Below are 23,522 nucleotides of genomic sequence, written 5' to 3' on the forward strand. Positions count from 1 at the left end.
GCGGATGTGGCGCCGGAGCCTTTCGAAATGCCGGCCGAAGGCACCCAGGCGGCGCGCCACGCCTCGGCGCGCGCGGGGCGCGCCTCGGCCGTGCTGGAGGACTATGTCGAGCTGATCGACGACCTGCTGACCGAGGAGGGTGAGGCCCGGCCCACCGACCTCGCCCGCCGCCTGGGCGTCTCGCACGCCACCGCCATCAAGAGCATCGCGCGGCTGAAGGCGCTGGGGCTGGCCTATTCCAAGCCTTATCGCAGCATCTTCCTGACCGAGGAGGGCCATGCGCTGGCCCGCAAGGTGCGGGCGCGCCACCGCGTGGTGGTGGACCTGCTGAAGGCGATGGGCGTGCCCGACGACGTGGCGGAAAGCGACGCCGAAGGGCTGGAGCACCATGTCAGCGAGGTGACGCTGGAAGCCTTCGCCGCCTTCCTGCGCCGGATGGCCGACAGGGCCTGAAGGAGGCGTTGGGCGGAGCGGAGGCCACGCCCGGCGCTCCACTCCCGGCCCATCCCGCGGACGGGCCAGGGCCCGTCGGACAGCCAATCTAGAGCAGATCCCGTTCCGATGGCATCATCGGGACGGGTGAAGATGCTCGTCAAAACAAACGGCTAGAGCGTTTCCCGTGAGCCAGTGCGAACGGAAAATGCTCTAGACCGCTTCCTTCTGCGGCCGCATCATCCGCAGCATGCGCAGCAGCATCGGCCCGAGCAGCCCGGCGAGCGTCACCGCCAGCAGCAGCAGCGCGATGGGACGCTGCGCGAAGCCGAGCGGGTTCTGGTCGAAGATGATCATCGACTGCTTCAGCGCCTCCTCCAGCATTCCGCCGAGCACCAGCCCCATGATCAGCGGCGCCGGCGAGAAGCCGTGGCGGCGGAACAGGAAGCCGACACCGCCCGCCACCAGCATGATGACCACGTCGCCCATGGATTGGTTCGGCCCGTAGGCACCGATGATCGAGAGCACGAAGACGGCCGGCCAGAGGATGGTCGGCGGGATCAGGCTGATGCGGGCGAAGAGCTTCGCCATGCCGAGGCCGAGCACGAGATAGAGCAGGTTGGCCGCCAGCATCGACGCGAAGACGGCGTAGAGCAGCACCGGCTGCTCGTTGAACAGGTGCGGCCCCGGCCGCACGCCCTGCACGATCAGCCCGGCGAGGATGATGGCCGTGGTGGCGCTGCCGGGGATGCCGAGCGCGAGGGTCGGCACCATCGAGCCGCCGACGGCCGCGTTGTTCGCCGATTCCGGCCCCGCCACGCCTTCCAGCGCGCCGTGCCCGAACTCGTGCTTGTGCTTCGACCAGCGCTGCGTCTCGTTGTAGCCGACCAGCGCCGCCGTGGTGGCGCCGAGCGCCGGCAGCGCGCCGATGAAGGCGCCGATGACGCTGCCGAGCCCGATGGCGCGGGCGCATTTGCGGAAATCCGCGAGCGTCGGCAGCTTGGCCGCGTCCATGGTGATCAGCTTGGGCTCCTCGGCGCGGCGGGTGGACTGGTCGAGCATCTCCGACACCGCGAAGAGGCCGATCAGCACGGGCACGAAGTTGATGCCGTCGGAGAGCTCCATGATGCCGAAGCTGTAGCGCTCGACGCCGCTGGTCAGGTCGATGCCGACGGTGGCCAGCAGCACGCCGAGCGCGGCGGTCATCAGGTTCTTCACCCGGCCGTCGCCGCCGATGGCCGCGCACATGGAGAGGCCGAAGACGGCCAGCGCGAAGTATTCCGGCGGCCCGAAGCTGTAGGCGGCGCGCGCCAGCAGCGGCGCGGCGAAGATCAGCATCACCACGCTGAAGATGCCGCCGATCGCCGAGGCCACGGCGGCCATGCCGAGCGCCAGCCCGGCCTGGCCACGCTCGGCGAGCCGGTAGCCCTCGATGGCGGTGGCCGAGGCCGAGGGGTCGCCCGGCGCGTTGACCAGGATTGCGGTGATCGAGCCGCCGAAGTTCGCGGCGCAATAGATCGAGCCCATGAACGCGAGCGCCGCGATCGGGCTGACGCCGATGGTCAGCGGCAGCAGCAGGGCGATGGTGGTGCTGCCGGAAATGCCCGGCAGCGCACCGACGACGATGCCCAGCACCGTGCCCGCCAGGATCATGCCGAGGATGAGGGGATCGGTCAGCGTGGCCATGCCGGCCAGGAAGGCTTCCATGCGCCGTCTCCTCAGGAAAAGAGCCGCTCGCCGAGCCAGCCGCCCGGCAGGCTCAGCGCGAAGAGGCGGACGAAGACGATCCAGATGCCGGCGACCAGCCCGATGGCCGAGCCCAGCAGCACGCCCCATCGCCGCTCGCCCCAGAGCCATCCCATCGCGACGAGGAAGACCAGCATCGCCGGCAGCATGCCCACCACCATCATCAGCGGCAGGAAACCCACGGCGAGCGCCATCGTGGCCCAGCCGGTCGCCGGCACACGTGGCGGCGGGTTGCGCGGGGCGGCGCCGAGGAAGAGCAGCGCGGCGAGGCCGAGCAGCACCAGGCAGACCAGGCGCGGGAACTCGGCGGCGCCAAGGCCCTGGGCGAGGCCCGGCGGCACCTCGTCGAAGCCATAGGTGGCGGCGAAGGCGAGGACGGCGACCGCCGCCATCGCCGCCGCGCAGGCCCGGTCGGGCAACATCCTCATCGCAGCAGCCCCAGCGTGGTCAGCGCCTCGCGCGACTGCTCGTTGAACTCGGCCAGCTGGGCTTCCCACTCCTGCCGCCCGGCGACACTGTCGGCCGCCTGGCCGGAGGACTTCAGGTAGGACTGGAAGACCTGGCCGGACATCGCCTTGACCAGCCCGGCCTCCAGCTTCGCCACGCGGTCCTCCGGCGTGCCCTTCAGCACCACGAAGCCGCGCGTGGTGGCCGCGGTGGCGCGGATGCCGAGCTCCTGCGCCGTCGGCACCTCGGGCATGTTGGCCAGCCGCTGGCGCGACAGCACGAAGACGGGCTTCACCTCGCCCGCGGTGATCTGTGCCTCGGCCTCGGCCGGGTTGAGCAGAGCGACGTCGATGTTGCCGCCGACGAGGTTGATGACGATGTCGCCGCCGCCGCGGAACGGCACCAGCGTCGGCGCCTTGAAGCCGCCGGCGCGGGCGAAGGAGAAGATCGCCACATGGTCCACGCTGCCGACATGCGTGCCGCCGTATTTCAGCCCGCGCTCCTTTGAGGCCTCGACGAAGGCGCGGGGGTCGGCCAGCGGGCTGCCGGCCTTCACCATGATCACCTGCGGGTCCTCGGTGGCCCGCGCGACGCCGACCAGATCGTCGAACTGCGGCAGGCTCTTGTTGCGCAGCATGGTGAGCAGGTGGGTCTGGGTGATCAGCAGGATGGTGTGCCCGTCGCGCGGGCGGGAGGCGGCGTATTGCAGCGCCGCCGCGCCGCTGCCGGCGGTGCGGTTGACCACGGTGAACTCGGTGCCGAGCGCCGCCGGCGCCTGCACCATCATCATGCGCGCCGTGATGTCGGTGCCGCCGCCGACGCCGGCATGCGTCACCACCTCGATGACCTTGGAGGGGAACTTCTCCTCCTGGGCGTGGAGCAGGCCCGGCGCCGCGAGCAGGCCGAGGCTAGCGGCGCCGGCGCCGAGCAGGCTGCGGCGGGTCGTGCTGAGGGGGGGATTCCTGGTCATCGTGTCCTCCTGGCGCCGTCTGTTGCGGCTTGGTGGAATTCGCGCCGGGGCTGCTGGCGGCGAAGCGCCGCTTGCCGCCCCGGATATGCGCCTCGCCGGCCGCGCGGGCGGCCGCCGGATCGCGGGCGCGAAAGGCAGCCAGAAGGGCGGCGTGCTCGGCATTGCTCTCGCGCATCTTCTCCGGCTGCACCAGCGCGCGGCGGCGGAACAGGTGCAGCTCGTTGCCGAGGTCGGCATAGATGCGCTGCGCGCGCGGGCCGCTGCCGAGCTCCATCAGCGCGTCGTGGAACTGGAGGTTCAGCGCGTAGTAGCGCGGGGCGTCGTCGGCCTCGGCGGCGCGCTCCATCTCCTCGACCAGGGCGGCCAGGCGCGCCTCGGCGCCCGGCGGCGGGCCGGCGGCGATCACCTCGCAGGCGCGGGCGGTCAGCAGCGCGCGCAGGTCGTAGAGCTCCAGCGCCTCCTCGACGCTGACCTTGCGGACATAGCTGCCCTGGTTGACCACGGTGACCACCAGGCCCTGGCGCTCCAGCCCGCGGATCGCCTCGCGCACCGGCCCGCGGCTGACGCCGAGGCGCGCGGCCAGGGCCTGCTCGTTGAGCCGGCTGCCGGCCTCGATGGCACCGGTGAGGATCAGCCGCTCGATCTCCTGCCGCACCACGGAGGTGAGCGAGCGGGTGCGCAGCAGGGTGATCTCGGTGGGCGCTTCGCCTGTCATGGCCACATCAAATCCCGCGAAGTGCAAATCGTCAACAGTTTGCACCCTAACCGGAACATGCTAGGCCTTCGGCACGGAGGAACAGCATGAACGACATCGCCACCGACCCCGCCATCGCCAAAGGCCCCGCGGCTTCCTCGGCCCTCGCCGGCACCGTGGTGCTGGACCTCACCCGCGTGCGCTCCGGCCCCACCTGCGTGCGCCAGCTCGCCGACTGGGGCGCCGAGGTCATCAAGATCGAGATGCCCGAGGGGCTCGACGCCGGCGACCCGATGGGCGGCCCCCGCCAGGGGCCCGACTTCCAGAACCTGCACCGCAACAAGCAGGGCATGACGCTGAACCTGAAGGACAAGGACGGCCTGGCGCTGTTCCGGCGGCTGGTCGAGAAGGCGGATGTCGTGGTCGAGAACTTCCGGCCCGACGTGAAGGACCGCCTCGGCATCAACTATGCCGAGCTGGAGAAGATCAACCCGCGCATCATCCTCGCCTCGATCTCGGGCTTCGGGCAGGACGGCCCCTACGCCAACCGTCCCGGCTTCGACCAGATCGCCCAGGGCATGGGCGGGCTGATGTCGATCACCGGCCTGCCCGGCCAGGGGCCGGTGCGCGTCGGCATTCCCATCGCCGACCTCTGCGCCGGCATCTTCGCCTCCCAGGGCATCCTGGTGGCGCTGCTGGAGCGCGAGAAGAGCGGCCGGGGCCAGTGGGTCTCCACCAGCCTGCTGGAAGCGCAGCTCTTCATGCTCGACTTCCAGGCCGCGCGCTGGCTGATGGCCGGCGAGGTGCCGAAGCAGGCCGGCAACAACCACCCCACCAGCATTCCGACCGGCGTCTTCCCCACCAGCGACGGCCACATCAACATCGCCGCCTCCGGCCAGCGCATCTGGGAGCGCGCCGCCGAGGCGCTCGGCCGCAAGGACTGGCTGGAGAACCCGGACTATGCCAGCGGCCAGGCCCGCAGCAAGAACCGCGACAGGCTGAACGACGAGATCGCCAAGGTGACGGCGACGCGCACCAGCGCGGAATGGGTGGAGGCGCTGAACGGGGCCGGGGTGCCCTGCGGCCCGATCTACTCCATCGACCAGGCCTTCGCCGACCCGCAGGTGCGGCATCTCGGCATCGCCCGCGAGCTGCCGCGCGACGGCCAGCCGGTGCGCTATGTCGGCCAGCCGGTCCGGCTCTCGCGCACGCCAAGCCAGGTGGTCTCGCATCCGCCCGCCATCGGCGAGCACACGGACGCGGTGCTGCAAAAGCTCGGGCTTGACGCGCCGGCGATCGCCGAGCTGCGCAGCCGGCAGGTGATCTGAGGCCGCGCCGGCGGCGGGACGCCGCGCCCGCCGCCCCTTCCCGCTCCGGCACGGCGCCAAGGAGACCGCGATGGAACTGACGACCTCCACCCCGAAGATGCTGGCCCGCAAGGAAGCCGGCATCGGCTGGATGACCTTCAACAACCCCGAGCGCCACAACGCCGTCAGCATGGAGATGTGGCAGGCGGCGGAAAGCATCCTCGCCGACTTCGCCGAGGACCCGGCGGTGCGCGTCATCGTGCTCGGCGGCGCGGGCGGCAAGGCCTTCGTCTCCGGCGCCGACATCTCGAAGTTCGAGAGCGAGCGCTCCTCCGCCGAGGCCGTCGCGGCCTACAACGCGCAGACCGAGCGCGTCTATGGCGGACTTTACCGGCTGGCCAAGCCGGTGATCGCGATGATCGAGGGCCATTGCATCGGCGGCGGCGTGGCGCTCGCCACCTGCTGCGACATCCGCGTCTGCAGCGAGAATTCCAGCTTCGGCATCCCCGCCGCGAGGCTCGGCCTGGGCTATGGGCTGAAGGGCGTCTCGCGGCTGATGAGCCTGGTCGGCCCCTCCTACACCAAGGAGCTGTTCTTCACCGCCCGCCGCTTCACCGCGGCCGAGGCGGAGCGCATGGGGCTGGTCAACCGCGTGCTGCCGAAGGGCGAGGTGCAGGACTTCGTCGCCGCCATGGCGCAGGAGATCGCCGGCAACGCGCCGCTCACCGTCACCTCGGTCAAGCGCATCGTCGGCGAGGCGCTGAAGGACGAGGCGACGCGCGACGCCGCGCTCTGCGACCAGATGGTGACGGAGTGCTTCGCCAGCCAGGACTATATCGAGGGCCGCCGCGCCTTCCTGGAGAAGCGCAAGCCGGCCTTCCAGGGCCGCTGAGGGACGGAATGGCAGGCAGCGGCCGGGGAGGAGCTCCGCTTCCCTGGCTCACGCCATGCCGCTCGCCCGGGCGGCACCGTGAATCCCGCGCGAGGCGGGGAACCGCAGGCCGCTTGCCGGTGTTGCTTGGCCAACGCGCCGGCGACCCGCCGCGCCGCCGGTTCGCACGCCAGGAGGGGGAGAGCCCATGAGACCGACCGTCGTCCTCGCCGCGGCCCTGGTCGCCGCCATGCCCGCCACCATGCCCGCCCTGGCCCAGCCGCAGGGCGGGGCGACCATGCCGGCGCCGCGGCAGGTGCAGACCGATGCCGGGCCGGTTCAGGTGGTGGCGGTGGCCGCCGGCCTGGAGCATCCCTGGGGCCTCGCCTTCCTGCCCGACGGGCGCATGCTGGTGACGGAGCGGCCGGGACGGCTGCGCGTTGTCACGCCGCAGGGGCAGGTCTCGCAGCCCCTTCAAGGGGTTCCGGAGGTTTTCGCCCAGGGCCAGGGGGGGCTGCTCGACGTGGTTCTGGGCCCCGATTTCGCCAGCAGCCGCCGCATCTACCTCTCCTATGCCGAGCCGGGCCCGAATGGCACCGCCTCCACGGCCGTGGCGCGCGGGAGGCTGGACGAGGGCGCCACGCGCCTGCAGGGCGTGGAGGTCATCTTCCGGCAGGAGCCGAAGGTGGGCGGCGGCAATCATTTCGGCTCGCGGCTCGCCTTTTCGCCCCAGGGGCCGCTGTTCGTCACGCTGGGCGAGCGCTTCAAGTTCCAGCCGGCGCAGGACCTCGCCAGCGACCTGGGCAAGATCGTGCGCATCAATCCGGACGGCAGCATTCCCCGCGACAACCCCTTCGCCGGGCGGCAGGGCGCGCGGCCGGAAATCTGGTCCTATGGCCATCGCAACGTGCAGGGCGCCGCCATCAACCCGGCGACGGGCGTGCTCTGGACGCATGAGTTCGGCCCGCGCGGCGGCGACGAGCTGAACATCCCGCAGGCCGGCCACAACTACGGCTGGCCGCTGGTGAGCTGGGGCCGGCACTATAATGGCGAGCCCATTCCCGATCCCTCGACGCGGCCGGATCTCGCCGGCTCGGTGCGCCACTGGACGCCGGTGATCTCGCCCTCCGGCATGATCTTCTATACCGGCGCCGCCTTTCCGGACTGGCGCCACAACATCCTGATCGGCGGCCTCACGGCGCAGGGCATCGTCCGGCTGGAGGTGAACGGCGACGACGTCACGCAGGAGCATCGCATCCCCCTCGGGCGGCGCATCCGCGACGTCGAGCAGGGGCCGGACGGCGCCGTTTATGCCCTCACCGACGGAAGCCAGGGCGAGATCCTGCGCCTGACGCCTGCGAGCGGCGGGGCGAGGCGCTGACCACCGCGCCGGGCGGAAGACCGCCAGAGCAGGAGGCACCAGGCGGGCGGCACCCAAGCGGGCGCCGCCTTCCCCTGGCGGAACGGCTGCTTAGCCGGGCTTGTGCGACTGATAGGCCGGCAGCCGCTCCAGCTCCTCGCGCGTCATGCTCAGCCGCGCGCGACCGTCATCGCCGGCGGGCATGCTGATGCGGCTGATCGGCACCACCGCCCGGCGTTCACCAAGGCCGAGAAAGCCGCCCCATTCGATCACCGCGCCGCGCACACGCCAGTTGCCGTCCATCACGAGATCCTCGACCTTCGCAACATCATTGTTGTTGCTGCCGACAAGATTCTTGTCGAGCAATGCCGAGGCGTAGCGTGCATCGGTGACCGGGCCGGCGTCGAAGCCTTGCAGGGACACCGTCAGCTGGTCCACCGCTTGCTGCGCCTGCTGCTGATCGGGCTGCCGGGCGTTCAGGCTCGCCTGCGCCTGCCCCGCACGCTGCTGGGCCTCGCGCCAGGCATCGGTCTTGCGCAGGTCCGCCGGCAGCCGAATCATGGCCGCCTGCGTTTCGAGCAGCGCATCGCGTGCCTGGGCCATCGCCTGGTCGCGGCGGTCGCCCGCCGGCTGCTGCGCCATGGCCTGCATCGCCTCACGCAGGCGCTGCGCGGCAAGCCGCAGTTCCTCCATGGACTGGGTGTCGCCAGGCTGGGCGACGGAGCTGCCGCTGCTGCCCTGCATCCCGCTCGCGTGGCCGGCGGCAGCTCCACCCTGCGCAGTTCCACCCTGCTGGACGCGCGGCGGCGGCTGGCTGCTCTGCGCCATCCCGAGTTGCGGTGCCAGCAGGACGACGGCCGCGAGGGCGGTGCTCGTGAGCAATGGCTTCATGGCTCTTCCTCCGTCTGTTGACTCACCGCCCATGAGGGCCGCGAGTTGGGAGGCTAACGCCCTCCCTCCGCGGGAGTTGGCCGGATAAGGCCAAATTGTGTCACATCCGCCTTTGTGTCGTCATATTTCGGCATGGGCCGGCGTTACCAGCCCTGCGTCGCATTCCCGATCTGCTGCGACGCCTCGCGCAGCACGGGCAGGAAGCGGCGGCGCATCAGTTCCAGCGAGGCGCGGGCGCTGGAGGTGCCGATGTTCAGCGCAGCGCAGGTCCCGCCGCTGCGATCAAGCACCGGCACGGCCACGGAGCGGCTGCCGATTTCCAGCTCGCCATCAATGATGGCGTAGCGCTGGCGCCGCACCTCGGCGATGCGCGCGCGGAACTTTCCAGGATCCACCAGGGTTCGCTCGGTCCAGGCCGTGAGCGGGTGGCGTGCCATCCAGGCCTCGAGCTCCGCCTCGCCCAGCCCGGCGAGCAGCACGCGCCCCAGCGAGGAGCAATGCGCCGGCAGCCGGGTGCCCACGTCGATGCGCGAGGAGAAGACGCGCTGCGTCTCCACGCGCGCGACATAGACGATGTCCGGCCCGTCGAGCACGGCCATCGAGCAGGATTCGCCGAGCTTCTCGCTGACGCCTTTGATGATCGCTGTCGCCACCTCGCCGCGGCCGAAGGAGGCGAGATAGCCCTGGCCCAGGTTCAGGACCTTCGGCGCCAGCCAGAACAGCTTGCCATCGCTGGCGACGTAGTTCAGTTCGGAAAGCGTCAGCAGCAGCCGCCGCGCCGTTCCGCGACTGAGGCCGGTCATCTGCGCGACATCCGAGAGGGTCATGCGCTCGCGGCCCCGCCCGAAGGCGGCGAGCACCGCCAGGCCACGCTCCAGCGCGTTGACGAACTCGCGGCCCTGCCGCCCTGTCGCCTCGGCGCGCGGCCGCCGCTGCACAGCCGCGGCACGCCCTTGCACCGCCGAAGGCTGCTTGGGTCCTGGCTGCAAACTCTTCCTCCCCGCCAGCGGACACGGCGTCGCTGCGGCATTACCGCCTCCCCCTCCGCGGCGGCAAGACGCAATCACCGGATGCGCGAGCCGGATTTTCCGCTTGACAGAGCGGCGACCTCGGCTTGACCCTTCCGCCAGGAAACGGACACTTGTCCGCTATGCGGACAAATTCACGCGCGGCGCAGGCCGCGCGGCAAGCAATCAGGCGGCCCGCCTCCGCCAGGAGGAGGGAAGGCCGCAGAAGGGGACGAGATGGTTCTGGAGCCTCGCGGCAAGCCATGCCGGCCGGACAGGCCTGCCGACGGCGCCGCTCTGCCCGGGCGCGCGGGAACACGCCTGCCCGGCACCTGGCACCGCGCCACGAAGCCCGCCGCCGCACGTTGAAGCCGCGGGGCCGGCGCGCCAACTATCCGTCCAGACAAGCAAAACACATCACCGGGAGAGAAACACGATGCTGCAACGCCGCACATTCCTGCTGACGACCGCCGCCGGCCTCGCCGCGCCCGCCGTCCTGCGCGCGCAGGGCAGCCCCTATGTCGTCGGCACCCTGTTCCCGATGTCGGGCCCCAACGCCGAATACGGCATGCTCTTCACCAACGCCGTGCAGCTCGCCTTCGAGCACATCAAGGCCGACGGCATGCTGAAGCGGCCGATCGACCTGCGCGCGCAGGACAGCCTCGCCACGCCGCAGGGCGGCGCGGTGGGCATGCAGAAGCTCGCCAGCGTCGATGGCGCCTCCTATGTGATGCTCGGCTTCACCGGCGTCTCGAAGGCCGCCGCGCCGATCGGCACGCGCAGCAAGGTGATGATGGTCAACGGCGGCGGCGTGGGGCCGGACCTGGCCGGCCTCTCGCCCTACTTCTGGAACGTCATCCCGCTGGTGAACCAGGAGGTGAAGGCGCTGCTCCCATGGCTGCGGCAGAAGAGCCTGAAGCGCATCGCGCTGATCTATGTGGATGATCCACTCGGCAATTCGGTCCTCGAGCAGCTTCGCAAGGGTCTTCCGGAGGCCGGCGGCGAGCTTGCCGACACCTACAGCGTGCCGCCCACCGCGCAGCAGTTCGCCGCCGTCGCCGCCAAGGTGCGCAGCGTCAATGCGGACGCCGTGTACTTCGCCAGCTACGGCGCGCAGCAGTCGCAGATCATCAAGCAACTGCGCGACAACGGCATCAAGCAGCAGCTTCTGACCTACTCCGCCGGCAGCATCCCGTCGGTGCTGAGCCTGCCGGAGAGCGAGGGGCTGGTCTATACCAGCCAGGCGGCCGACTGGTCCTCGGCACAGGATCCGGTGACCCAGCGCTTCGTGAAGGACTGGCGCGCCAAGCACAATTCCGATCCGTCGATCTATCACCAGAACTACTACAACGCGATGCGGCTTTTCGCCCTGCTGGCGCAGGAGCTGGAGAAGGCCGGCACGCCGGTGAATGGCGAGAACCTGCTCGCGACCCTGCTGAAGGTGCGCCACTTCACCTTCGTGGGTGGCGAGGGCACCTTCCAGGACAACGGCACGCTGGAGCTGCCCATGCAGATCAACCAGATCCACGACGGCCGCGCGCAGAAGATCGCATGAGCCCATGCTGTTCCTGCAGCTTCTGCTCAGCGGCATCCAGACCGGGGCGATCTACGCGCTGACGGCGGCGGGCTTCGCGCTGATCTTCGGCGCGACCCGCATCTTCCATGTCGCCCACGGCGCCAGCTTCGCCCTGGCGGGCTACGCCTTCCTCGCCTGCAGCCAGATGGGCCTGCCCTGGTTCGTCGGCTGCCTCGCCGCGCTGCTCCTGGCGGTCGGCTTCGGACTGGCCATGGACGCCTTCATCTACCGCCCGATCCAGCGGCATGAAGGCTCCTTCTTCACCGTGTTCGTCGCCGCCTTCGGCATGACGATCGTGGTGCAGAGCCTGATCGAGCTGGGCTTCGGCCGGGGCTTCGTGGTGGTGGACTCGCCGCTGACCATGGCGCGCGCGATCGTCCCCGGCCTTTATCTCGCCGACATCTTCTGGGTGGCGATCGGGCTCGCGGTGGCGCTGTTCGTGCTCGTCACGCTGTTCCTGGAGCGAACGCGGGCCGGCATCGGCCTGCGCGCCCTTTCCGAGAACCCGGAGCTGCTGCGCGCCTATGGGCTTTCCTCCCGCCGGCTTTCCGCCCTCGCCTTCGGTCTCGGCTCGGCGCTGGTGGTGCCCGGGGCGGTGCTGACGGCGACCACCTCGGGGCTGCAACCGGCGATTGCCGCCCAGGTCATGCTGATCAGCCTCGCCGCGGCGGTGGTGGGCGGCATCGGCAGCCTGCGCGGCGCGGCGCTGGCAGGGCTGCTGCTCGGCGTGGTGGAGAACCTCGTCATCGCCTTTGTGGACACGCAGTGGAGCAGCGCGGCCGGGTTCGTCGTGCTCTTCGCCTTCATCCTGTTCCGCCCCAGCGGCCTGTTCGGCCAGGCGGTGGCCCGATGATCGCCTACCTGACCAACCTCGCGACGCTGGCGACCATCTTCGGCATCCTGGCGGCGAGCCTGAACCTGCTGATCGGCTATGCCGGCATCTTCAGCATCGCCCATGCCGTGTTCTTCGGCCTCGGCGCCTATGCCGGCGCGCAGCTCGCCATGCTGCTGGTGCCCGACCTGCTGCTCGCCTGCCTCGCCGGCGGCCTGGTGGCGGGGGCGCTCTCGCTCTGCCTGGCGCTGCCGGCGCTGCGGGTGCGCGGCGAGTACTTCGTCGCCGCCAGCCTTGGATTGCAGATGATGGCGGTGACGGTGTTCTCCGAGGCGCATGCCTTCACCGGCGGGCATGGCGGGCTGGTCGGCATTCCGCTGGCCTCGCTGCTGGGCTTCGACATCTCGGCGCCCCCCACCTTCCTGGTGGTTTGCCTCGTCGTGCTGGCGCTGGTGCTGGTTGTTATCCGGGTGCTGATGCGCGGCAGCTTCGGCCGCAGCCTGATGGCGATCCGCGACAGCGAATCCGCCGCCGAGGCCTTCGGCAAGAACGTGGCGCGGCTGAAGACCCTCGCCGTGGTGCTGGGCTGCGCCATGGCCGGCGTCGCGGGCGTGCTCTTCGCCTTCTACATGGCCTTCGTGAACGTGGAGAGCTTCACGCTGGAGCAGTCCATCCTGGTGATGGCCATGGTCATCATCGGCGGCACGGCGACGCTGATCGGCCCGCTGGTGGGCGTGCTGCTGCTGTTGCTGCTGCCGGCCGGGCTTTCCTTCCTGCCCTTCATCCCGCCCACGGAGATCGGGTCCGTGCAGCAGCTCATCTATGGCCTGGCCATGGCGCTCCTGATGATCTTCCGGCCGGCGGGGCTCGCCGGGCGCTCGGCGGGGCAGCGCTGATGGCCGACATCCCGCTTTCCGTGCGCGGCCTGGACAAGCACTTCGGCGGCCTCGCCGCGGTGCAGAACGTCGATCTCGACCTGCGGCCGGGCGTCACCACCGCCCTGGTCGGGCCGAACGGCGCCGGCAAGACCACGGTGTTCAACCTCATCACCGGCAACATCCCGGCGGATGCCGGCGACGTGCTGCTCGACGGCGCCTCCGTCCGCGGGCTGCAGCCCTACCAGATCGCCCGGCGCGGCGTGGCGCGCAGCTTCCAGGACCTGCGGCTGTTCGGCCGCATGTCCGTGCGCGACAACGTGCTGGCGGCGCTGGAGCCGGCGCCCTGGCTCTGGCAGCCCGGCGGCGGCGGCGCCCGCCGGGCACGGGCGAAGGCGGTGGAGACCGCGCTTGAACGCACCGGCCTCACCGCCCAGGCGGATGCCCGCGCCATGGACCTCGCCTATGCCGAGCGGAAGTTCCTCTCCCTCGCCCGCATCCTGGCGACCGGCGCGCGCATCTGGCTGCTCGACGAGCCGGCCTCGGGCCTTGATCCCAACTCCAGGGCGCGCTTCGTCGCGCTGGTGCGGCAGGCAGTGTCGGAGGGCGTGACGATCTGCCTGATCGAGCACAACCTCGATATCGTCACGGAGCTGGCGGACCGCATCGCCTTCCTCGACCGCGGCGCCAAGCTGGCCGAGGGCGAGCCGCAGGAGATCCTCGGCGATCCGCAGCTCATCAGCATCTATTTCGGGGAGCCGCGGTGATGAGCAGCATGACCGCGGCGAGCAAGGCCGCACCCGGCACCGCCGCCCCGCCCGCCCTGGAGGTGCGCGGCCTCACCGCCGGCTATGGCGGGCGCGAGGTGCTGAGCGGGCTCGACCTCGCATTGCCGCAGGGCGAGGTGCTCTGCCTCGTCGGGCATAACGGTGCCGGCAAGTCCACGCTGATGAAGCTGCTTTTCGGCCTGCACCAGCCCGAGGCGGGCAGCATCCATCTGCGCGGCAGGGCGATCCAGCCGCGCCCCGACGCGATGGCGCGCGAGGGCGTGGCCTATGTGCCGGAGGGGCGCGGCGTCTTTCCCGGCCTCAGCGTGCGCGAGAACTTCGCCCTCGCCCTCTGGTCCGCCGGGCTTGAGAAGGTGGAGGGCGAGGCGCGCACCGAGGAGGTGCTGAAGGTGCTGCCGCGCATCCGCGAGTTCTGGACGCGCCGCGCGGGGCAGCTTTCCGGCGGGCAGCAGCAGATGGTCTCGGTCGGCCGCGCGCTGCTCTCCCGCCCCTCCATCCTGCTGCTGGACGAGCCCTCGATCGGCCTCGCGCCCAAGACCTTCCAGGACCTGATGACGCCGATCCGCGAATTGCAGCAGCGTCTCGGCATGTCCATCCTGCTGGTCGAGCAGAATGTCGGCGAGGCCTTCGCGGTGTCCGACCGCGTGGTGGTGATGAAGTCCGGCCAGGTCATCTTCCGGGGCGTGCCGGCCGACCTCGCCGACCATGCCAGGCTGATGGAGATGTTCTGATGGAGGAGGCCCTGGAGCGGCGCCTGCGCCGCATCGAGGACGAACTGGCGATCGGCCAGCTCCGCGCCCGCTACTGCCATCTGCTGGACGACCGCCAGTGGCCCGAATTCGTCGACCTCTTCACCGAGGACGGGCTGTTCTGCGGCCTCAAGGAGGTGCGGGGCCGCACCGAGCTGCTGCGCTTCTTCCAGGAATTCGCCGAGGCCACGGAGGATTTCTGGCACTTCTGCACCAACGGCACGGTGGAGATCGAAGGCGACACGGCGCGCGGCCGCATCTCGCTGGAGTATCTCTCCGTCACCGACGGGATGTCCTACGTCTCCGCCGGCCATTATGACGACGTGATGGAGCGGGTGGATGGGCGCTGGCGCTTCCGCTCGCGCCACATCACCTTCTACTTCCTGACGCCGCTGAGCGAGGGCTGGGCCGGGCGGCCCTTCCCCGGTCGCCGCGCCACTTCCTGACAGGAAAGACCACGCAATGCTGTTTCACGTCCGCATGGAAGTCCGCCTGCCACCCGACATGCCGGCCGAGCAGGCCGACGACATCAAGGCGCGCGAGAAGGCCCACGCCCAGGACCTGCAGCGCCAGGGCAAGTGGCCGCACCTGTGGCGGGTCGCCGGGCGCTACGCCAACATCTCCATCATCGACGTGGCCGATGCGGACGAGCTGCACGCGCTGCTCTCCTCCCTGCCGCTCTTTCCCTACATGGACATCCATGTGACGCCGCTGGCGCGGCATCCCTCGGCGATCTGAAGCAACGGGGGCAGGAGACGTCATGGCCGAAGAGAACAACCCGCCGCTGCGCGTCCTGGCCGAGGGGCTGCGCTTCCCGGAAGGCCCGGTCTGGATGCCGGACGGATCGGTCTTGCTGGTCGAGATCGCGGCCGGCGTGGTCAGCCGCATCGGGCCGGACGGGCGGCGCAGCGTCGCCGCGCGCACCGGCGGCGGCCCGAACGGGCTCGCCATGGGGCCGGGCGGCAAGCTCTATGTCTGCAACAACGGCGGCTTCGACTGGACCGAGGCCGAGGGCCTGCTGCGCCCGCATTCGCAGGCGAAGAGCTATGCCGGCGGCAGCATCCAGCGGGTGGATCTCGCCACCGGCGCGGTCGAGACGCTCTACACCGAGTGCGACGGCGTGAAGCTGCGCGGGCCGAACGACATCGTCTTCGACAACGAGGGCGGCTTCTGGTTCTCCGACCTCGGCAAGGTGCGGCCGCGCGACCGCGACCATGGCGCCGTCTTCTGGGCCGCCGCCGACGGCTCGCGCATCGTCGAGGCCGCCCTGCCCGTCCCCGGGGGCGCCAACGGCATCGGCCTCTCGCCGGACGGCAAGGTGCTCTACGCCGCGGAGACCGAGACCGGTCGCCTCTGGGCCTGGGAGATCGAGGGTCCGGGCAGGCTGCGCAAGCAGCCCTGGCCGAGCCCGCATGGCGGCCGGCTGATCTGCCAGTTCCCCGGCTTCCGGCGGCTGGACAGCCTCGCCGTGACGGCGGCGGGCAACATCTGCGTCGCCACGCTGGTGAGCGGCGAGATCACCACCGTCGCGCCCTCGGGCGAGATCCTGCGCGTGGTGAAAATGCCCGAGCTGATGCCGACCAACATCTGCTTTGGCGGCCCCGAGCTGCGCACCGCCTATGTTACGCTGTCCACGACCGGCAAGCTGGTGGAACTGCCCTGGGACGAGCCCGGCCTGCGCCTCGCCCATGACTGACGCCAAGCCGGGGCGGGTTCGCCGCCCCGGCCGCTCCCCAGGGGCGGCTCCCCAAGGGCGGCTCCCCAAGGGCGGCTCCCCAAGGGCGGCTCCCCAAGGGCGGCTCCCCAAGGGCGGCTCCCCAAGGGCGGCTCCCCAGGGGCGGCTCCCCAAGGGCGGCTCCCCAAGGGCGGAGATCCGCCCTAGAATGCCCTGCATGCCCCAGGAAGCCCCGATGCATCAGCCGCCGCAGGCCCAGGTGCCCGCCCTCTATCACCGCCGGATCGGCGAGATCGTCGTCACCGCCGTCAGCGACGGCTACCTCGACGGCTCCAACGCCATCCTGCAGAACCTGCCGCAGGAGCAGATCGCCGAGCTGCTCACCGGCGCCTTCCGCCCCTCGCCGCGCCGGGGCTCGGTGAATACCTTCCTGATCCATTCCGCCGGCCGCGTGGCGCTGATCGACACCGGCTGCGGGCCGAACATTCAGGCCTCGGCGGGCAAGATGTTCGACAACCTCGCCGCGCTCGGCCTGCCGCTGGCGGCGGTGGACACGGTGATGCTGACCCACATGCATCCCGACCATTCGAACGGCCTCGCGGACGCGGAGGGCGCCGCCCTGTTTCCCAATGCCGAGCTTGGGCTGCACGAGGCGGAGCTGGCCTACTGGCAGGATCCGGCCGCCGCCGAGCGCGTCAGGGCCAGCGGCCAGGGCGTCCCCTATTTCGCCGTGGCGCAGGCGCAGATGGCGCCCTACCGGAACCGGCTGCGGCCCTTCCGCGGTGGCGAGGTCTTCCCCGGCGTCACCGCGGTGCACCTGCCCGGCCACACGCCGGGGCATACCGGCTACCGCATCGAATCCGGCGATGAGTCGCTGCTGATCTGGGGCGACATCATCCATGTGCCGGAGGTGCAGGTGCCACACCCCGAGGCCTGCATGCAGTTCGACGTGGACCCGGCGCAGGCGGCCGAGACGCGGCGGCGCATCTTCGACATGGTGGCCAGCGATCGTCAGCTCATCGCCGGCATGCACACCCACTTCCCGGCCTTCGCGCATCTGGCCCGGCGGGCGGACGGCTACCACCTTTATCCCGAGGCCTGGCGGACCGCCCTGTAAGGCGGCCCGCCCGCGCCCGCCTCAGCCGAAGCGGACGGCGAGGCTGATCAGGTCGTGGTCGGTCAGCACGGTGCCGTCCGGCGCCAAGGCGGGCACCATGTGCGGGTCGCTGACATGGCAGCCGCGGGTGCAGAACCAGTCGAGCTGCCGCTGCTCCGCGCCCGGGCTCCAGCGGCTCGGCCGCGTGCTGGGCGAGGCGAGGTTGGCGGCGCGCCAGTCATAGCCCTGCCGGCGCGCCGTCTCGAAGAGCAGCTCGCGGGGATCGTCATGGCCGCCGGCGGCGACCTGGGTGTTCAGGTCGCCGCCGATCACCACCGGCAGCGATCCCGCGAGCTCGTCCAGCGCGGCCAGCAGGGTCACCATCTGGCGGTCGCGCCCGGCGAAGTCGGCGCGGCTCTCCAGATGAACGCTGCAGCCGACGAAGTCGCGCCCCTCATGCCGGAAGACGGCCGCCAGCGCCATGCGGGTGCCGATGCGCTTCTGGCCACCCTTGGGCTCCACGAACCAGTCGGCCACCTCGTCCAGCCGGATCAGCACGGGGTCGCGGAAGGGCAGCGCGGTGGTGAAGGCGTTGCCGTGGAAGCCGAGCGTGTTCTCCGCCGGGTTGCCGGGGAAGTCCACGGGCGCCGGCATGGTCGCCAGCTCCAGGAACTCCAGGCCGAAGGCGTAGCGATGGCCCAGCGCCTCCGCCACCGCGCGCGTGGCGTGGCGCTGCCCGGTGCGGTGGCAGCCCTTGTCCACCTCGCTCAGCAGCACGAGGCCGGCGCCCTCCTGGCGCAGCAGCGCGGCGCTCTCCGCCGGGAAGAGGCCGCGCTCCAGGTTCCAGGCGGCGATGCGCAGCGGACCAGATGGCGGCGCCGCACGCGCTTCGCCGCCGGTCTCGATCTCGCGGAAGGCCGGCACGGAGGCCAAAGCCTCGGCATGGACGGCCGCGTCGCCCGGCGAGGCCGCGTAGCCGACACGCCGGGAGGCCGGCACGGGCGTCATGGTGGGAACCGTGTCGCGAAAGAGGGGGAGAGGCATGGCGATGACCTTGTCGGCAGCCGCAGTGGCGCGAAGCTCTAGGCTCCCGGTCTGACAGCCGGATGGCGCTTGCATAACGCTTTCATGTCACCGGGCGTCTGGCCCCGGCGCTGCTTCACGATTCCGAAACGCAACCGTCATCCGGCCTCCGCACGGGGATGGTGGCACGCGCCGCCATGACATCGGCCCCAGCGCGACCGCACGCCATCGGCCTCGAAGGCGTCAGCAAGGAATTCGGCACGGCGGCCCGCGCGCCTTGCCCGGGCCACCCCCGACCGGTTGATCAGCGAGGCCGGCGCCGGCCTCCCCTGCCCGCGCCGCCGGGCGATTTGACTACCCGTCCGAATCTTTCGGTGCCTTAATCGAGCGTCCATCAAACCTGCTCAGACGTCCGCGAGGATTGGCAGAGATGGGTGCCGATACGCTGTCCGAGGTGCTGCGGGCCGTCCGGCTGAGCGGCGCCGTCTTCTTCCGCATTGACGTCTGCGCCCCCTGGGTCGCGGAAACCCCTCCGGCCGCGATGTGCGCGCCCTTCATCATGCCGCAGGCGCAGCACCTGATGGAGTTCCACATCATCGGCCACGGTCCTTGCTTCGGCGGCCTCGCCGATGCCGAGCCGGTCGCGCTGGAGGTCGGCGATGTGCTCGCCTTTCCGCAGGGAGATCCGCATGTGCTGTCGAGCGCGCCGGGGCTGCGCCAGCGTCCCGATCTCGGGCTCTACCGCTCGGCGGGCAGCGCGCGCCTGCCTTTCGCCGTCGCGCTGGGCGAAGGCGGCCCGCCCACCGGCAGGCTGATCTGCGGCTTTCTCGGCTGCGACGCGCGCCCCTTCAACCCGCTTCTGCAGGCCTTGCCGCGAATGCTGCATTTCCGCAGCCGCGCGGAACCGGATGCGGGCTGGTTCCGGCCCCTGGTGGAGGCCGTGGTCGCCGAAAGCGCCGCACCGCGCATCGGCGGCGAATGCATCCTGGCGCGATTGAGCGAGCTGCTGTTCATCGAACTGGTGCGGCGCCACCTGCGCGCCACGCCCGAGGGCGAAACGGGCTGGCTGGCCGGCCTGCGCGACATCCATGTCGGGCGTTCGCTCAACCTGCTGCATGCCCGGCCGGCGGTGGCCTGGACGCTGGAATCCCTGGCACGCGAGGCCGGGCTGTCGCGCTCGTCCCTCGCGGAGCGGTTCACCCGGCTCGTCGGGCAGCCGCCGATGCAGTACCTCGCGCGATGGCGGATGCAGCTCGCGGCCGGGCTGCTGGCTGACGACGACCGGCCGGTGGCCCAGGTCGCCCTGGCGGTAGGCTATGAATCGGAGGCGGCGTTCAGCCGGGCCTTCCACCGGCTGACCGGCCTTCCCCCGTCCGCCTGGCGCCGCGCCCGGGCGCAGGAGCCGGCCGGCGGCATCTCCTGAGCGGCAGGTTCCGTTGCCCATGCGGCACAGGCGGGGCAGCCATCGGCGGAGGGCGGCGCCCCGGCCGGTTCCCCGCGGCGGGCAAACGCCGTAGCTAGGTTGCATGCCAAAACCACCGACTCTCCGGCGTCCGCTGGTGCTGGCGTCCGTCATGGCCGCCATGTTCATGATCGCCATCGAGGCCACCATCGTCTCGACCGCGATGCCGCAGATCGCGAGCCAGCTCGGCGACCTGCACCTCTATTCCTGGGTGTTCTCCGCCTTCCTGCTCAGCCAGACCGCGACCACGGTGGTGTTCGGCAAGCTGGCCGACCTCTACGGCCGCAAGCCGGTGCTGCTCGCCGGCATCGCCGTGTTCCTGGTGGGGTCCTTCCTTTGCGGGGCGGCCTGGTCCATGCCCTCGCTGATCGTGTTCCGGCTGCTGCAGGGCATTGGCGCAGGCGCCATCCAGCCGATCGGGATCACCGTGATCGGCGACCTCTACTCCGTGCAGGAGCGCGCCAAGATCCAGGGCTATCTCGCCAGCGTCTGGGGCATTTCCTCGGTGATGGGGCCGCTCGCCGGCGGGCTGATCATCCAGCACCTGAGCTGGGCCTGGATCTTCTGGATCAACCTGCCGATCGGGGTCCTGGCGGCGGCCGGCTTCTTCGCCTTCCTGAAGGAGCGGGTGGAGCACAAGCAGCGCAGCCTGGACACCATCGGCGCGGCGCTGTTCGCGGTGGCGGTGGCGTCCCTCATGGTCGCGCTCACGGAGGCCGGCACCGATGGCGGCACGGCGGCGGCGGCGGCGGCGATCTGCGCCGCCAGCACCGTTCTGTTCGTGTTCCAGGAACGGCGCGCCCGCGAGCCGATGATGGCCTTCGGCCTGTGGTCCCGCCGGCCGATCGCCACGGCCAACGCCGCCACGCTGCTGAGCGGCATGACCGTGATCGGGCTGACGACCTTTCTGCCCATGTATGTTCAGGGCGTGCTCGGCCAGTCCGCCCTGGTGGCGGGCTTCGCGCTGACCATGATGGTGCTGGGCTGGCCGGTCGGCGCGACGATCTCCGCCAAGAGCTTCACCCGCTTCGGCCTGCGCAGCATCCTGCTGTTCGGCGCCGCGCTGCTGCCTTTCGGGGCGCTGGCCTTCCTGGTGCTCGGCCCCGGCAGCTCGCCGGTCGTGGCGGGGCTCGGCTCGCTGGTCATGGGGTTCGGGATGGGCTTTCTCAGCAATGCCTCCATCGTGCTCATCCAGACCTGCGTCGGGTGGGCCGAGCGGGGCGCGGCGACCGCCTCGAACATCTTCTCCCGCAACCTCGGCAGCACGCTGGGCGCCACGGTGCTGGGCGCGGTGCTGAACTTCAGCCTGGCACGGGGCGGCAACGGCCTCTCGCCGGCCAGTTCCGAGCAGATCCGCGAGTTGCTGGAGCATCCGGGCACCGCCATCAGCGAAGCGGCAGTGCGCGCGGCGCTTGACCATGCGCTGCACCTCACCTTCTGGGCGGTGTTCGCGATCGCGGCGCTGACGCTGCTGGCCGCGACGCTGGTGCCGCGCGTCTCGCTGGACGCCGCGCCACAGAAGGCGGCGGGGGAGTAGCGGAAGGGGCGCTCCGCGCCTTTCCCTCGCGGCGGCCCTGAAGCGGCCCAGCCCTGGTTCCTGCCCCGGTTTCCGCGCGCCTTCTCCCCGAGGCTGCCGGCGGAACCCTTCAACCGGTCCCTGCAAGCCATGGACGCCGCATCCGCTGTGGTTGTCGGGGAAGGCGAATCCCCTCTTCCCCGCGCGCCTCGGAGCCCGTTCGAGAAGGGGGAGGCGGAGGGCTGGCGAGGGGCCTTCCCGCCCGGCGCGGAAACGATCCGCCAGGCCGACCCGCAGCCCTTCTCAAGCGGGCTCCCAGAGCTGCCGGACGGCGCCCGGTCTTCAACGCAAACCGGGACGGGCCCCCTGCGGCGGCGCGTTCGAGCAGGGGCAGGAGCGCGGGCTCAGCCGCCTTCCTCCTCGCCGAACATGTAGGCCTGCACGTATAGGATGTGCTCGCGCATGGCGCGCCGGGCGGCGCCGCGGTCGCGCTGGCGCAGCGCCGCGATGATGGCGCGGTGCTGCCGCTGCAGCGCCGCGCGGCGCGCGGGCGTCGCGCCCCTCGCCTTCAGCGCCCCCCATTCCGCCTGCAGCCGGACCCGCGCCAGCGAGCGGGACAACGCAAGGGCCGCGCCGTTGTGGGTCGCCACCGCGATGGCGTCGTGCAGCGCACCGTCCCAGTGCTCGAACTCCGGCAGGTCCGCCGCCGCGTCCGCCCGGCGCAGGCATTCCTCCATGCGGGCAAGGTCGGCCGGGCTGGCGCGCGAGACCGCCAGCGCCACCAGCTCCGGCTCAAAGGCGAGGCGGCACTCCACCACCTCGGCCGGGCCGAAGGATTCCGTGCCCGGCAGGGCATCCAGCGCGGCCGCGGGCGAGGCGGCGGCCATGGCGGGACCGGCAGCCCCCGTGCGGAAGGTGCCCCGCCCAACATGGCGCTCGATCAGCCCTTCCGCCGCCAGGGCATCGAGGGCGCGGCGCACGGTGTTGCGCGCCATGCCGTACTGCTCGCCCAGGCCGCGCTCGGTGGGCAGCTTCTCGCCGGGCTGCCAGCGCCCAGACTGGAGGTCCTGCGCCAGCCGCTGCCGCAGCCGCTCCGCATCCCCCCGTTCGCGCGGCGGGGCGGCCGGAAGTGCCGTCATGCAGGCCGCCGCGCTGCTTGACGTGCCGGATTGGTCCAATCATCATGGCTCATAATTGGATCAGTATAGCGGTGTAATTGGTCCATTTCCAGAGAAGGGTTCCCGATGCGGCTCGCCACCATCCTAGTCGAGGGTCGTCCCACTGTCGCGCTGGTCACAGCGCAGGGCGACCGCTTCCACCCGCTGGCGGAGCTGGTGCCTGGCCTGCCGGAAGCGGCCACGGGCGACATGACGGCGGCCATCGCGCATCTCGCCGGGTCGGGCACGCCGTCCGCGCCACGGGGCGAAGGCCGGCCGCTCGACACGGCCTCGCTGCTCGCGCCCCTCCCGCGGCCGCCGCGCAACATCTTCTGCGTCGGCAAGAACTACCACGCCCATGCGCGCGAGTTCGCGGGCAGCGGCTACGACTCCAGCGCCGCCGGCGCGGCGGACGCCATTCCCTCCAGCCCCATCATCTTCTCCAAGCCCTTCACCAGCATCTCCGGGCCGGCGGCCGACATTCCGCTGGTGCCCGGTCTGGACGGCGGCGTGGACTACGAGGCGGAACTGGCCGTGGTGATCGGCAAGGGCGGCCGGGCGATCGGCAAGGCCGACGCCATGGCGCATGTCTTCGGCTACACCGTGGTGAACGACGTCACCGCGCGCGACCTCCAGCAGAAGCACAAGCAGTGGCTGCTGGGCAAAGGCATCGACGGCTTCTGCCCGATGGGCCCCTGGATCGTCACGGCGGACGAGGTGGATGCGGCGGCCATGCGCGTCACCTGCACCGTCAACGGCGAGGCGCGGCAGGATGCCAGCACCGCCGACCTGATCTTCGACATCCCGACGCTGATCGAGACCATCTCGCTCAGCACCGCGCTGCTGCCGGGCGACGTCATCGCCACCGGCACGCCGGAGGGCGTGGGCATCGGCTTCAAGCCGCCCCGCTTCCTGCGCGACGGCGACGTGGTTGAGTGCGCCATCAGCGGCATCGGCAGCATCCGCAACACGGTGCGCCGCATGGCCCCCGCGCGTCAGGCCGCCGCCTGACCGACCGCGGCGGGCGCCCTGCACGCGTCCGCCGCAC

Annotated in this window: 24 protein-coding genes; 16 read left to right on the top strand and 8 right to left on the bottom strand. The window is 71.1% G+C overall.

The window, feature by feature from the left end:
• Positions 1 to 27 precede the first annotated feature (27 nt).
• Positions 28 to 453, top strand: coding sequence for a manganese-binding transcriptional regulator MntR (gene mntR / locus E0493_RS04695; protein WP_235913595.1), 426 nt, complete (start codon positions 28 to 30; stop codon positions 451 to 453).
• Between the two features lie 192 nt (positions 454 to 645).
• On the opposite strand, the gene E0493_RS04700 is transcribed toward mntR, so the two are convergent.
• From E0493_RS04700 to E0493_RS04715, 4 genes are read right to left on the bottom strand one after another with little or no spacing between them, the layout of a single operon-like run.
• A complete protein-coding gene (locus E0493_RS04700) occupies positions 646 to 2,139 on the bottom strand; it encodes a tripartite tricarboxylate transporter permease (protein ID WP_160935768.1) in 1,494 nt (497 codons plus the stop codon).
• 11 nt (positions 2,140 to 2,150) lie between these two features.
• Entirely contained in the window at positions 2,151 to 2,606 is a 456-nt protein-coding gene (locus E0493_RS04705) for a tripartite tricarboxylate transporter TctB family protein (RefSeq protein WP_160935769.1), read from the bottom strand.
• Entirely contained in the window at positions 2,603 to 3,595 is a 993-nt protein-coding gene (locus E0493_RS04710) for a Bug family tripartite tricarboxylate transporter substrate binding protein (protein WP_160935770.1), read from the bottom strand. The genes E0493_RS04705 and E0493_RS04710 overlap by 4 nt, the downstream gene beginning before the upstream one ends.
• Positions 3,534 to 4,310, bottom strand: a complete 777-nt coding sequence (locus E0493_RS04715) for a GntR family transcriptional regulator (RefSeq protein WP_160935771.1) — start codon at positions 4,308 to 4,310, stop codon at positions 3,534 to 3,536. The genes E0493_RS04710 and E0493_RS04715 overlap by 62 nt, the downstream gene beginning before the upstream one ends.
• Positions 4,311 to 4,396: 86 nt before the next feature.
• On the opposite strand from E0493_RS04715, the gene E0493_RS04720 reads away from it, so the two are divergent.
• The 3 genes from E0493_RS04720 to E0493_RS04730 all read left to right on the top strand — a co-directional run bounded on the left by E0493_RS04720 (position 4,397) and on the right by E0493_RS04730 (position 7,848).
• The gene (locus E0493_RS04720; protein WP_160935772.1) at positions 4,397 to 5,617 is read left to right on the top strand and encodes a CaiB/BaiF CoA transferase family protein; all 1,221 of its coding nucleotides are present in this window, start codon (positions 4,397 to 4,399) and stop codon (positions 5,615 to 5,617) included.
• 70 nt (positions 5,618 to 5,687) lie between these two features.
• On the top strand, positions 5,688 to 6,488 hold the full coding sequence (locus E0493_RS04725) for an enoyl-CoA hydratase (protein ID WP_160935773.1): 801 nt from the start codon (positions 5,688 to 5,690) through the stop codon (positions 6,486 to 6,488).
• Positions 6,489 to 6,675: 187 nt separating this feature from the next.
• Entirely contained in the window at positions 6,676 to 7,848 is a 1,173-nt protein-coding gene (locus E0493_RS04730; RefSeq protein WP_160935774.1) for a PQQ-dependent sugar dehydrogenase, read from the top strand.
• Between the two features lie 90 nt (positions 7,849 to 7,938).
• On the opposite strand, the gene E0493_RS04735 is transcribed toward E0493_RS04730, so the two are convergent.
• Positions 7,939 to 8,718: a PRC-barrel domain-containing protein gene (locus tag E0493_RS04735; protein WP_160935775.1), complete on the bottom strand. Its 780-nt coding sequence runs from the start codon at positions 8,716 to 8,718 to the stop codon at positions 7,939 to 7,941.
• Between the two features lie 143 nt (positions 8,719 to 8,861).
• Entirely contained in the window at positions 8,862 to 9,677 is an 816-nt protein-coding gene (locus E0493_RS04740) for an IclR family transcriptional regulator domain-containing protein (protein ID WP_367614456.1), read from the bottom strand.
• Positions 9,678 to 10,161: 484 nt separating this feature from the next.
• On the opposite strand from E0493_RS04740, the gene E0493_RS04745 reads away from it, so the two are divergent.
• The 9 genes from E0493_RS04745 to E0493_RS04785 all read left to right on the top strand — a co-directional run bounded on the left by E0493_RS04745 (position 10,162) and on the right by E0493_RS04785 (position 17,337).
• Entirely contained in the window at positions 10,162 to 11,280 is a 1,119-nt protein-coding gene (locus E0493_RS04745) for an ABC transporter substrate-binding protein (RefSeq protein ID WP_160935776.1), read from the top strand.
• Between the two features lie 4 nt (positions 11,281 to 11,284).
• Positions 11,285 to 12,154, top strand: coding sequence for a branched-chain amino acid ABC transporter permease (locus tag E0493_RS04750; RefSeq protein ID WP_160935777.1), 870 nt, complete (start codon positions 11,285 to 11,287; stop codon positions 12,152 to 12,154).
• A complete protein-coding gene (locus tag E0493_RS04755; protein WP_160935778.1) occupies positions 12,151 to 13,029 on the top strand; it encodes a branched-chain amino acid ABC transporter permease in 879 nt (292 codons plus the stop codon). Before E0493_RS04750 ends, E0493_RS04755 begins: the two co-directional genes overlap by 4 nt.
• Positions 13,029 to 13,775, top strand: coding sequence for an ABC transporter ATP-binding protein (locus tag E0493_RS04760; protein WP_160935779.1), 747 nt, complete (start codon positions 13,029 to 13,031; stop codon positions 13,773 to 13,775). Before E0493_RS04755 ends, E0493_RS04760 begins: the two co-directional genes overlap by 1 nt.
• Positions 13,775 to 14,527 (top strand): ABC transporter ATP-binding protein, encoded by a 753-nt coding sequence (locus E0493_RS04765; protein WP_235913596.1) that lies wholly within the window; start codon positions 13,775 to 13,777, stop codon positions 14,525 to 14,527. Before E0493_RS04760 ends, E0493_RS04765 begins: the two co-directional genes overlap by 1 nt.
• On the top strand, positions 14,527 to 14,991 hold the full coding sequence (locus E0493_RS04770) for a nuclear transport factor 2 family protein (RefSeq protein WP_160935780.1): 465 nt from the start codon (positions 14,527 to 14,529) through the stop codon (positions 14,989 to 14,991). The genes E0493_RS04765 and E0493_RS04770 overlap by 1 nt, the downstream gene beginning before the upstream one ends.
• Before the next feature lie 16 nt (positions 14,992 to 15,007).
• On the top strand, positions 15,008 to 15,283 hold the full coding sequence (catC, locus tag E0493_RS04775; RefSeq protein ID WP_160935781.1) for a muconolactone Delta-isomerase: 276 nt from the start codon (positions 15,008 to 15,010) through the stop codon (positions 15,281 to 15,283).
• Positions 15,284 to 15,305: 22 nt separating this feature from the next.
• Entirely contained in the window at positions 15,306 to 16,241 is a 936-nt protein-coding gene (locus E0493_RS04780; protein WP_160935782.1) for an SMP-30/gluconolactonase/LRE family protein, read from the top strand.
• Between the two features lie 214 nt (positions 16,242 to 16,455).
• Positions 16,456 to 17,337 (top strand): MBL fold metallo-hydrolase, encoded by an 882-nt coding sequence (locus tag E0493_RS04785; RefSeq protein ID WP_235913597.1) that lies wholly within the window; start codon positions 16,456 to 16,458, stop codon positions 17,335 to 17,337.
• Between the two features lie 21 nt (positions 17,338 to 17,358).
• Here E0493_RS04785 and E0493_RS04790 read toward each other — a convergent pair whose 3' ends face one another.
• Positions 17,359 to 18,360, bottom strand: a complete 1,002-nt coding sequence (locus E0493_RS04790; protein ID WP_235913598.1) for an endonuclease/exonuclease/phosphatase family protein — start codon at positions 18,358 to 18,360, stop codon at positions 17,359 to 17,361.
• A 409-nt stretch (positions 18,361 to 18,769) separates the two neighbouring features.
• Here E0493_RS04790 and E0493_RS04795 point away from each other — a divergent pair, with 409 nt between their 5' ends.
• Together E0493_RS04795 and E0493_RS04800 are read left to right on the top strand one after the other, a co-directional pair.
• On the top strand, positions 18,770 to 19,762 hold the full coding sequence (locus E0493_RS04795) for an AraC family transcriptional regulator (RefSeq protein ID WP_160935784.1): 993 nt from the start codon (positions 18,770 to 18,772) through the stop codon (positions 19,760 to 19,762).
• Between the two features lie 151 nt (positions 19,763 to 19,913).
• Positions 19,914 to 21,338: an MDR family MFS transporter gene (locus tag E0493_RS04800; protein ID WP_235913599.1), complete on the top strand. Its 1,425-nt coding sequence runs from the start codon at positions 19,914 to 19,916 to the stop codon at positions 21,336 to 21,338.
• Positions 21,339 to 21,721: 383 nt separating this feature from the next.
• Here the strand turns inward: E0493_RS04800 and E0493_RS04805 are convergent, their stop codons facing one another.
• Entirely contained in the window at positions 21,722 to 22,456 is a 735-nt protein-coding gene (locus E0493_RS04805) for a FadR/GntR family transcriptional regulator (protein ID WP_160935786.1), read from the bottom strand.
• Positions 22,457 to 22,561: 105 nt separating this feature from the next.
• Between E0493_RS04805 and E0493_RS04810 the strand changes: the two genes are divergently transcribed.
• Positions 22,562 to 23,485 carry a fumarylacetoacetate hydrolase family protein gene (locus E0493_RS04810; protein ID WP_160935787.1) on the top strand — a complete coding sequence of 308 codons (924 nt, stop codon included), beginning with the start codon at positions 22,562 to 22,564 and terminating at the stop codon, positions 23,483 to 23,485.
• Positions 23,486 to 23,522 lie beyond the last annotated feature (37 nt).

This window comes from Teichococcus coralli (assembly GCF_009829925.1).
GTDB classification, from domain to species: domain Bacteria; phylum Pseudomonadota; class Alphaproteobacteria; order Acetobacterales; family Acetobacteraceae; genus Pseudoroseomonas; species Pseudoroseomonas coralli.